The organism is uncultured Nevskia sp., assembly GCF_903885465.1.
Taxonomy (GTDB): domain Bacteria; phylum Pseudomonadota; class Gammaproteobacteria; order Nevskiales; family Nevskiaceae; genus Nevskia.
The window spans coordinates 1-10,019 of sequence record NZ_CAISIQ010000403.1; the positions used below are offsets into that span (position 1 = coordinate 1).

Genomic DNA, 10,019 nt, shown 5'->3' on the forward strand with positions numbered 1-10,019 from the left:
AGCACATCCGCTTCGGCAAGGAGATGACGGCGGCGAACTTCGACGAAACGCGCGGCCTCTGGACCTTGCACTTCGCCGATGGCTCGACGGCCGAAGCGAACGTGCTGGTGTCCTCGGTCGGCCAGTTGCACAAGCCGCAGATTCCGAAGATTCCCGGTGCCGAAACGTTTCAGGGCCAGGCTTTCCATTCGGCGCGCTGGCGGCATGACCTCGACTTCGCCGGCAAGAAAGTGGCGGTGATCGGCACCGGCCCGAGTTCGGTGCAGTTCGTGCCGGCGATCCAGCCGATCGTCGGCCATATGGATGTCTACCAGCGCTCGCCGGGCTGGACGGTGCCGAAGGTCGATCGCAAGTTCAACGCTTTCGAGCGCTTCCTGCTCGACAAGCTGCCGGTGCTGCACACGCTCGATCGCAAGCGGATCTTCTGGTGGTTCGAGTTCCTGGGCTCCGCACTCCAGCGTCAGTCGCGCTTCAACAAGCCGGCGACGGCGATCTTCCGCAACGCCGCCAGGTTCCTGATGAACTGGCAGGTCAAGGACCCGGCGATGCGCGCGAAGCTGATGCCCGACTACGCGATCGGCTGCAAGCGCGTGCTGTTGTCCAACGAATGGCTGCCGGCGCTGACCGCGGCGAACGTCGATCTGGTCACCGACGGCATTCGCGAGATCACGGCGACCGGTGTGATCGCCAACGATGGAACGCATCGCCAGGTCGACACCATCATCTACGGCACCGGCTTCGAGGCCACCGGCTTCCTGGCGCCGATGCAGATCACCGGCCGCGACGGCCTGAGCCTGAACGAACGCTGGCAGGGCGGGGCAGAGGCCTACATGGGCATGACCGTGTCCGGCTTCCCGAACCTGTTCATTCTTTACGGCCCGAACACCAATCTCGGCGCCGGCTCGATCATCTACATGCTCGAAGCCCAGGCGAAATACGTGACCCAGGCGGTGCAGGCGCTGAGCAAAGAACGCCTGGACTGGCTCGACGTCAAGCCCGGCATCATTGGCGACTACAACCTGATGCTGCGCCGGCGCAGCAAGGAAGATTCGGTCTACGAGACCGGCTGCCAGAGCTGGTACATCACCGCCGACGGCCGCAACACGGTCAGCTGGGTCGGCTACATGAACGAGTACGCGAAGCAGGTGGCCGAGCTGAACCTGGCCGAGTACGAGCTGCAGTCGAAAGCCAGCGAAGCGCGGTCTGTCGAGCCGATCTCGGTCGCGGCCTGAGTGCGGGCGCGCGGCGTCGCGAGCGCCGTCTGGCACTGACCGGGAACGCAGCCGCCTCGATACGGTCGCTAAGAGGTCCCTATCCGACCCAGGCAGATCGCCGTGCCCTCCGTATCACCCAGCCTGCAAGTGCCCGCGGCGGTTCGCTCCGACGTCCTGGTCACTGACATTCCCGCTCGGCTCGACCGCTTGTCCTGGTCGCGTTTCCATACCCTGGTCGTTGTCGCGCTGGGCATTACCTGGATACTCGACGGCCTCGAAGTGACGCTCGCTGGCTCGGTGTCCGGCGCGCTCAAGTCCAGCCCGGCGCTGCGGATGACCGACGCGCAGGTGGGTTTGAGCGCCAGCGCCTACGTGCTTGGCGCCGTGCTCGGTGCGCTGCTGTTCGGCTGGCTGGCGGACCGGCTGGGGCGCAAGAAACTGTTTACGGTCACTTTGCTGGTCTATCTCGTCGCCACCGCTGCCACCGCGTTCTCGCAGAATCTGACGGTCTTTCTGATCTGCCGCTTCTTTACCGGCGCCGGCATCGGTGGTGAATACTCGGCGATCAATTCTGCGATCCAGGAACTGGTGCCGGCGCGCTATCGCGGACACACCGACCTGGTGATCAACGGCAGCTTCTGGATCGGCGCGGCCCTGGGCGCGGTCGGCGCGGTCGGCCTGCTGCAGCCGGGTTTCCTGCCGCCGGACATGGGCTGGCGCGTCGCCTTCGGCATTGGCGCGGTGCTGGGGCTGATCATCCTGTTTCTGCGCAGCTTCGTGCCAGAGAGCCCGCGCTGGCTGATGACCCGCGGCCGCATCGACGAAGCCACGGCGATTGTCGAGCACATCGAGCGCATGGCCGCGGCGCCGCCGATCACCGAGCCGCTGCCGACGGTGAGCCTGCGCATTCGCGACTCCGGCTTCGGCATCGTGGCGCTGATGCGCAGCCTGATCCGCGACTATCCGCAACGCACCACCGTCGCACTGGTCCTGATGAGTTCGCAGGCGTTCTTCTACAACGCGATCTTCTTCACCTACGCGCTGGTGCTGAGCACCTTCTTCGGCGTGCCGTCCGACCGCATCGGTCTGTACATCCTGCCGTTCGCCGCCGGCAATTTTCTCGGTCCGCTGCTGCTCGGCGGCCTGTTCGATTCGATCGGCAGGCGGCAGATGATCGCCTTCACCTACGCCGCGTCCGGCGTTCTGCTCGCCGTCACTGCCGTGTTGTTCGTCAACGGTGTGCTGAACGCCATGCAGCAGACCATCGCCTGGTCGGTAGTGTTCTTCTTCGCCTCGGCCGCCGCGAGTTCTGCGTATCTCACCGTCGGTGAGAGCTTCCCGCTGGAAGTGCGCGCGCTGGCGATCGCGGTGTTCTACATGCTCGGCACGGCGGTCGGCGGTATCGCCGGACCCTGGCTGTTCGGCAGCCTGATCGGCACCGGCGAACGCAGCGCGATCGCCGCCGGCTACGGCTTCGGCGCTGTGCTGATGATCATCGCCGCTGGCGTCGCCTGGCGCTGGGGTCTGGCGGCGGAACGACGCTCGCTGGAGGATCTGGCGCCGCCGATGTCGTCTAACACTTGAGTCCTGCTCAGCTGACGCTGACGGTAGCCCCCGGGCTGGTGCCGGTGGCGCGGCGAAAGGCGCGTGCGAAGTTCGAGGCATCGGTGTAGCCCAGCTCGTAGGCGACGGCGGTTACCGAATGGCCTTGTGAGAGCAGGACGCGGGCCTTGTCGACAATGATGTCGGCAGCCAGCGCGCGGAAGCCGGCGCCTTCTGCTTTCAGATGGCGATCCAGGGTGCGCGACGACAGATTCAGCGTATGCGCCAGTTCCTCCAGCGAGGGCAGGCCGTTGCTCGATTCGCGCAACATCATCCGCACCCAGTCGGCGACCTGGCCGCTGGCGATCACCCGCTGGAACGTCGCTTCGCAGCGCGCCTCGGCGGCCTTGAGCGCGGCGGCATCGGCCAGCGACAGCGGCTCGTCGATCAGTGCGATCGGGAAGCGCATGCGCAGGCCGGCCATGTCGCCGACTCCGAAGCGGCAGCGGGCGTCGGCCAGCACCGCGTAGCGCTGCTGGTGCGGCAGATCGAGCGCGAAGTGCAGCTCGTAGCGCGGCATGCGTTCGCCCAGCAGTTCGTGCAGCACCAGATCGACGGCGGTGGCGATGGCGTCGGTATGGAACACCAGGCAGGCGTGGCTCATCGGCAGCGACGGCACCAGCAGAAAGCTGCCGTGCTGGCTGTCGCGCCGGAACCGCACGCGGAAGGTGGGTGTGGCCAGCGAGAAATAGCGCGACAGCATCTGCATCGCGTAGCCCAGCGTCGGGCTGGCGAGCAGGCCGTAGCCGAGGATCTGATGCGAGGTCAGGCGCAGCCGCTGGCCGAGGTCGAAACCCCAGTCGAGGCGCCCGGTGCTGGCGACGATGCGATCGATGAGGGTATCGACCTGCGATAACCGCAGGGTCGCGTCGGGATCATCCAGCGTCGCGGGATCGAGGCCGAGGCCGTCGATCAGCGGCGCGATCGGCACGCCCTGGGTCTGCAGCAGTTCCAGCAGGCGGCCGGAGTAACGCGCCGGCAGGGCACGGTCGACTTGTGGCATCGAGTTTCTCCTCGCGATGGTCTGACGCTCGATCAACTTCAGCACCCAAGACACTGTCGGAAAATGACCGTGTCCTGTCAAGAAATGACCGGCTGCGAGGGCGCGTGATCGGCAGACTGCCTGCCATCGCAAACCGCAGCCGCCGGTCTTCCTGACCCGGCGCAACGCAACGAGGAGGCAGCACATGGCAAGCATCGCGAACCCGGCGCAAGCAGCGGCAAACTGGCAGGACGGCAAGCGTTACTGGTGGCTGATGAGCCCGGCGCTGCCGGTGCTCGTGCTCGCCGGTCTTGCCGCCGTGCCGTTCGCCAGCGGTGCGCTGCTGACCACCCTGCTGTGCTGGGTCGGCTTCGTGCTGCTGTACGGCATCGCGCCGGTGCTCGACTGGATGATCGGCACTGATCCGGTCAACGCGCCGGAGTCGGCGGTGGCCGGGCTCGAGCAGGACGTTTGGTATCGCAACATCGTGTTCGCCTATGTGCCGGCGCAGTACGCCGTCACCGCCCTCGGCGCCTGGGTGGTGATGACCCAGGATCTGGCCTGGTTCCAGATGCTCGGCGTGCTGCTGTCCACCGGCGTCATCAACGGTGTCGGCATCAACACCGCACACGAACTGGGCCACAAGACCAACAGCCTCGAACGCTGGATGGCCAAGCTCACCCTGGCGCCGGTCGCCTACGGCCACTTCTTCGTCGAGCACAACAAGGGTCATCACAAGCATGTGGCGACACCGCTTGATCCGGCCAGCTCGGCGATGGGCGAGACGCTGTACCGGTTCCTGCCGCGCACGTTCGCGGGCAGCCTGAAGTCGGCCTGGAAGATCGAGGCCGAGCGCCTGACGCGCCTCGGCAAGCCGGTGTGGTCGCTGGGCAACGAGAACCTGCAGGCCTGGAGCATGACCGTTGTGCTGTTCGCGGCGCTGACGGCCTGGCTCGGCTGGCCGGCGCTGGTCTTCCTCGTCGTCCAGGCGGTTTACGGGGCGTCGCTGCTCGAAGTCGTGAATTATCTCGAGCACTACGGTCTGGCCCGCCAGAAGCTTGCCGATGGCCGCTACGAACGCTGCCAGCCGCGCCACTCGTGGAACTCGAACCACGTGGTCACCAACCTGTTGCTCTACCAGCTGCAGCGTCACTCGGATCACCACGCCAACCCGACGCGCCGCTTCCAGGCCCTGCGTCACTTCGAGGACAGCCCGCAGCTGCCGTCCGGCTACGCCTCGATGATTCTCGCCGCCTACTTTCCGCTGGTCTTCTTCAAGCTGATGGATCACCGGGTTGCCGCTCACCACGGCTACGACCTGAGCAAGGCTCGCATCGAACCGTCGAAGCGCGAAGCCCTGATGCGCCGCTGGCACCGTCCGGAGCAGGCAACAGGACCAGCGGCTGCCACGGCCGAAGCTGCGGTCATCGACGCAGCAGCCGTAGCCGTTGCCGTCGAAGGTCCGGCCTATGTCTGTCCGAACTGCCGCTATGTCTATGCCGAAACCCGCGGTTGCCCGACCGAGGGCTGGGCGGCCGGCACGACCTGGGCGCAGCTGCCCGCGGACTGGACCTGCCCGCAGTGCGCCGTGCGCGAAAAGCCGGATTTCGCAAGGATTGCCTGAGCGGTCCCAGCCTTGATGGCCGGATCAAGCGGCGATCGTCAATTCGAGGGCCGGCTGCATTTGCAGCCGGCCCTCGATTCACTCACCATACGCTGGCGCACGGCGCATTAATGCAGCGCCTCGCCGTCGAGCAGCAAATGTCCGAAATTGTCACTTCAAAGTTCGTTTGCGACATCCAAACTCAAGACTTCGCAGCGTATATTGGCGCCCGCGGAGCTTGACGGATCAAGCTTTTACCGCGGTCTGCCCGGCGCAAAGTAAGCCTGCAGCATTCGGGGAACCGAATGGGTTGGCGCTGTATTGAACAAGCATTCATTAATCAGATGGTGCCGGCGCTGACGAGGCGAATGGCACCAGCAGGGCTGGCCGGAGTGGGCCAGCCGCATCCAGACACCAGCGGAGCAGCCGATGCATTCAGAAGCACAGGGCAAATTTTCCAAACTGTTTGTCCGTGTCACTGAACCGATCGTCTTTGGTCATCGTGGCCGCACGCTTGCCGTGCTCGGCCTGGTCACCTTGTTCATGGTCTGGGAAGCGCTGCATCTGAAGATCGATTCCGGCTTCGAGAAGCAGCTGCCGCTCGGCCATCCGTACATCCAGGTGTTCAAGCAGTACGAGAAGGAATTCGGTGGCGCCAATCTGGTGCTGTTTGCGGTCACCGAGAAGAAAGAGAAGGACATCTACAACCCTGCGTTCATGAGCACGCTGCGGGCGGCGACCGATTCGGTCACCTTCCTGCCGGGCACCGACCGCGCCCGTGTCAGCTCGATCTACACGCCGGACGTGCGTTATCTCGAAGTCGTCGAAGACGGCTTCGCCGGCGGCAACGTCATCTCGGCCGATTTCACGCCGACGCCGGAGAACCTCGAGAATGTCAAGGCCAATGTCTCGAAGGCCGGCATCATCGGCCGCCTGGTCGCCAACGATCAGCGCGGCGCGATGATCTTTTCGGAACTGCTCGAACAGGATCCGATCACCGGCAAGACCATCGACTACATCAAGACGGCTGAGTTGATCGAGGAGATCCGCCAGAAGTACTTAAGCCCGAAGATGTACGAGCTGAAGCTCAAGGCCGACCGCGAGCCGCTGAAGGCGGGCGAGGTGGTCAAGCGCGTCTACAAGGATCCGCGCGGCTTGCTGTTCCGCTTCAAGACCATCGATGTCGACGCCCAGGCCGCCGACGGCAGCAACCAGTTCTTCTCGATCGCCGGCAGCGGCCTCGAAATCAACGAAGTCGACAATCCGACCTACAACCCGGACATCGACATCGCGATCATCGGCTTCGCGAAAGTGGTCGGCGATGTCGCCGACTCGATCATCGAAGTCGTTGGCTTTTTCGGTTTGACCCTGCTGCTGACCTGGTTCCTGCTGACGCTGTACACCGGCTCGGCACTGATCGCGCTGATCCCGTTGTCGTGCGCCGTGCTGGCGGTGATCTGGGAACTCGGCCTGCTGCATCTGTTCGGCTACGCCCTCGATCCGTTCGGCATCCTGGTGCCGTTCCTGGTGCTATCGATCGGTGTTTCGCACGGCATCCAGATCACCAGCTTCTGGCTGTTCGAAGTGGCCGATCACGGTCTGGCCAGCTTCGAGGCCTCGCGCGCCACCTATCGGCGCCTGGTCGTGCCGGGCATCTCGGCGGTGCTGACCAATGTCGTCGGCTTCGGCACCATTCTGCTGGTGCCGATCGGCATCGTTCAGGAGATGGCGGTCAACGCCATGTTCGGTCTGATCGCGATCATCTTCTGCAAGAAGATGCTGCTGCCCTGCCTGCTGTCGTACGCGAAGATCAGCAACCCGGTGGAGTTCCGCGCTCATCAGGCGCGTCGCGACCGCTGGTTCGAGCCGGCCTGGAATGCCATTTCCAAGCTGACCCTGAAGCCCTACGCGATCGCGACGATCGTGCTGGCGGTGGGGTTCTATCTGTACTCGGATCACGTCGGCAAGCAGCTGAAGATCGGCGAGCTGCATGAAGGCGTGCCGGAACTGCGGCCGGACTCGCGCTACAACCGCGATTCGAAGGCGGTAGTCGACAACTTCGCGATCGGCGTCGATGTGTTCAAGGTCATCGCCGAATCGAAGGCCGATGGCTGCATCGATCACGCCGTGGTCGACAACATCGATCGCTTCGCCTGGCGCATGGAAAACACACCGGGCGTGCAGTCGACGCTGTCGCTGCCCAAGGTGCAGAAGAAGGTCTTCAACAGCTACGGCGAATCGAACCCGAAATGGAACGTGCTGCCGCGTGAAAGCGGGGCGCTGGTGATCACCGTGCAGCCGTTCCCGAGCTCCACCGGCCTGCTCAACGAGAACTGCAGCGCGATCCCGGTGTTCATCTTCACCGCCGATCACAAGGCGGAAACCATCGACGGCATCGTCGCCGCGATCGACAAGTTCAATACCGAGCAGCCGGCCGATGCGCCGGTGCAGTTCAAGCTCGCCACCGGCAATGTCGGCGTCATGGCGGCGGTCAACGATGTCGTCGCCGAGACCGAGCCGACCGTGCTGTTCTGGGTCTACGCCGGTATCGCGCTGTGCGTGTTCATCTCGTTCCGCACCGTGTCGAGCGTGATCTGCATCCTGTTCCCGCTGGCGCTGGTGTCGGTGATGTCGTACGCCGTGATGGTCTGGCTGGAGATCGGCATCAAGGTGTCGACCTTGCCGGTGGCGGCGTTCGCGGCGGGCATCGGTGTCGACTACGGCATCTACATCTATTCCGTGCTCGAAGAGTGCGTGAAGAACGGCATGAGCCTGCGCGATGCCTACAAGACCACCTTGCACCAGACCGGCAAGGCGGTGGTGTTCACCTCGCTGGCACTGGCCGGTTCGGTGTGCACCTGGTTGTTCTCGGGCCTGCAGTTCCAGGTCGACATGGGTGTGCTGCTGACCATCATGTTCCTGGCCAATGCCGTGGCCGCGGTGCTGCTGCTGCCGGCTTTCGCGTTCTTCCTGCTGAAGCCGGAAAAGATCGCTGCCAAGGCGGCCAAGGAAGCGGCTGCCAAGGCCGCTGCGGCAAGCAAGTGACGCGGAGCGCTGCGTCCGTCAGGACCGCGCTGCAGTAGATAGAGGTACGAGTGGCAATGCCGGCCAGAAGTCCGGCTTGCGCTGAGAAGGGTTCACCGGATCGGCCATGGCTTGATCCGGGAACCACAACTTAAAAGACGTTCAACGAGCAAGAGAGGTGCGTGAGATGAGGAAGCAACTATGGAATTCTTCGCTGGCCGGGCCGCTGATGGCGACCCTGGTGGCGATGAGCACGCCGGCGTTTGCCAAGGTCGGTGCCGATGAAGCGGCCAAGCTCGGCAAGGAGCTGACTCCGATCGGCGCCGAAAAGGCCGGCAACAAGGAAGGCACGATCCCGGCCTGGACGCCGCAGGCGCAGGTCGCCTACAAGAAGGGCGAATATCCGAGCGATGCGGCGCTGGAAGCCGAGAAGCCACTGTTCACCATCACCTCTGCGGAAGTCGGCAAGTACGGCGCCCTGTTGACCGAAGGTCACAAGGAGCTGTTCAAGCGCTACCCGCAGACCTACAAGATGATCGTCTATCCGTCCCACCGGAACTTCAATTTCCCGGCCAAGGTGATGGAAGAAACGGTCAAGAACGCGACCCGGGCCGAACTGGAAGGTGTCGACAACCCCAAGGGTGCGTACATCGGCTTCCCGTTCCCGATTCCGAAGAGCGGCGCCGAGCCGGTCTGGAACCACCGCGTCAAGTTCCGTGGCGAAACCATTCGCCGCTACAACAACCAGATGATCGTCCAGCAGAACGGCAAGTTCACGCTGACCAAGATTGTCGAGGACGTGAAGTTCTATTACGCGAACATCAACGCCAAGACCGAGATCGAGCTGAAGCCGGGTGCCGACTTCCTGCGCTACATCTCGGAAACGATCTCGCCACCGCGCGTGGCCGGCACCTTCATTCTGGTGCACGAGAAGGCTGGCTCCGGCTCTGAAGGCCGTTCGGCCTGGCTATATGCGCCGGCGCTGAAGCGCATTCGCCGCGCACCGGCGGTCTGCTGCGACAACCCGTACGAAGGCACCGACGGTCACCAGTTCTATGACCAGGTCGACATGTACAACGGCGTGCTCGAGCGCTTCACCTGGAAGCTGGTCGGCAAGAAGGAGATGTACATCCCGTACGACTCCTACCGCATCGCCGGCCCGAAGACCAAGTACGCCGACATCGCCAAGCCGAACCACGTCAATCCGGAACTGCCGCGCTACGAGCTGCATAGAGTCTGGGTGGTCGAAGCCGACAACAAGCCGGACCAGCGCCACACCTTCAAGAAGCGCGTCATGTACTTCGATGAAGACAGCTGGAACATCGTCGCCATCGACGATTACGACCAGCAGGGCAAGCTCCTGCAGTTCCAGGAAGGCCACCCGATCCAGTATCGCGATGTGCTCGCCGTGACCACGCAGCCGGAAGTGATCTACCACTTCGATTCGGGCCGCTACTTCGTCACCGCGATGAACAACGAAGACAAGCCGTACGACAACACCGTGGTGCTGAAGGATTCCGACTTCGAAGCCGATACGGTTCAGAAGCGCACCTCGAAGTAAGCAACTTGCAGTGATCGGCCGCCGCGTCTGGGG

6 protein-coding genes are annotated in these 10,019 nt (G+C 63.8%); 5 read left to right on the top strand and 1 reads right to left on the bottom strand.

Annotation, left to right across the window (positions count from 1 at the left end; genetic code table 11):
- On the top strand, positions 1–1,232 hold a 1,232-nt coding region (locus QZY06_RS15780), incomplete at its 5' end, for an NAD(P)/FAD-dependent oxidoreductase (RefSeq protein WP_295686023.1).
- Positions 1,233–1,334: 102 nt separating this feature from the next.
- Entirely contained in the window at positions 1,335–2,798 is a 1,464-nt protein-coding gene (locus tag QZY06_RS15785; protein WP_367275659.1) for an MFS transporter, read from the top strand.
- Between the two features lie 7 nt (positions 2,799–2,805).
- Here the strand turns inward: QZY06_RS15785 and QZY06_RS15790 are convergent, their stop codons facing one another.
- Positions 2,806–3,819: an AraC family transcriptional regulator gene (locus tag QZY06_RS15790; RefSeq protein ID WP_295686025.1), complete on the bottom strand. Its 1,014-nt coding sequence runs from the start codon at positions 3,817–3,819 to the stop codon at positions 2,806–2,808.
- 184 nt (positions 3,820–4,003) lie between these two features.
- On the opposite strand from QZY06_RS15790, the gene QZY06_RS22255 reads away from it, so the two are divergent.
- The 3 genes from QZY06_RS22255 to QZY06_RS15810 all read left to right on the top strand — a co-directional run bounded on the left by QZY06_RS22255 (position 4,004) and on the right by QZY06_RS15810 (position 9,986).
- Positions 4,004–5,422 carry a fatty acid desaturase gene (locus QZY06_RS22255; RefSeq protein ID WP_367275660.1) on the top strand — a complete coding sequence of 473 codons (1,419 nt, stop codon included), beginning with the start codon at positions 4,004–4,006 and terminating at the stop codon, positions 5,420–5,422.
- Between the two features lie 408 nt (positions 5,423–5,830).
- Positions 5,831–8,446: an MMPL family transporter gene (locus tag QZY06_RS15805; RefSeq protein WP_295686026.1), complete on the top strand. Its 2,616-nt coding sequence runs from the start codon at positions 5,831–5,833 to the stop codon at positions 8,444–8,446.
- Positions 8,447–8,612: 166 nt separating this feature from the next.
- Complete coding sequence (locus tag QZY06_RS15810) at positions 8,613–9,986, top strand: DUF1329 domain-containing protein (RefSeq protein WP_295686027.1); 1,374 nt, start codon at positions 8,613–8,615, stop codon at positions 9,984–9,986.
- Positions 9,987–10,019 lie beyond the last annotated feature (33 nt).

Coding starts and splice junctions, on each gene's coding strand:
- QZY06_RS15810 (WP_295686027.1), top strand. CDS start 8,613: ATGAGGAAGCAACTATGGAATTCTTCGCTGGCCGGGCCGCTGATGGCG.
- QZY06_RS22255 (WP_367275660.1), top strand. CDS start 4,004: ATGGCAAGCATCGCGAACCCGGCGCAAGCAGCGGCAAACTGGCAGGAC.
- QZY06_RS15790 (WP_295686025.1), bottom strand. CDS start 3,819: ATGCCACAAGTCGACCGTGCCCTGCCGGCGCGTTACTCCGGCCGCCTG.
- QZY06_RS15805 (WP_295686026.1), top strand. CDS start 5,831: ATGCATTCAGAAGCACAGGGCAAATTTTCCAAACTGTTTGTCCGTGTC.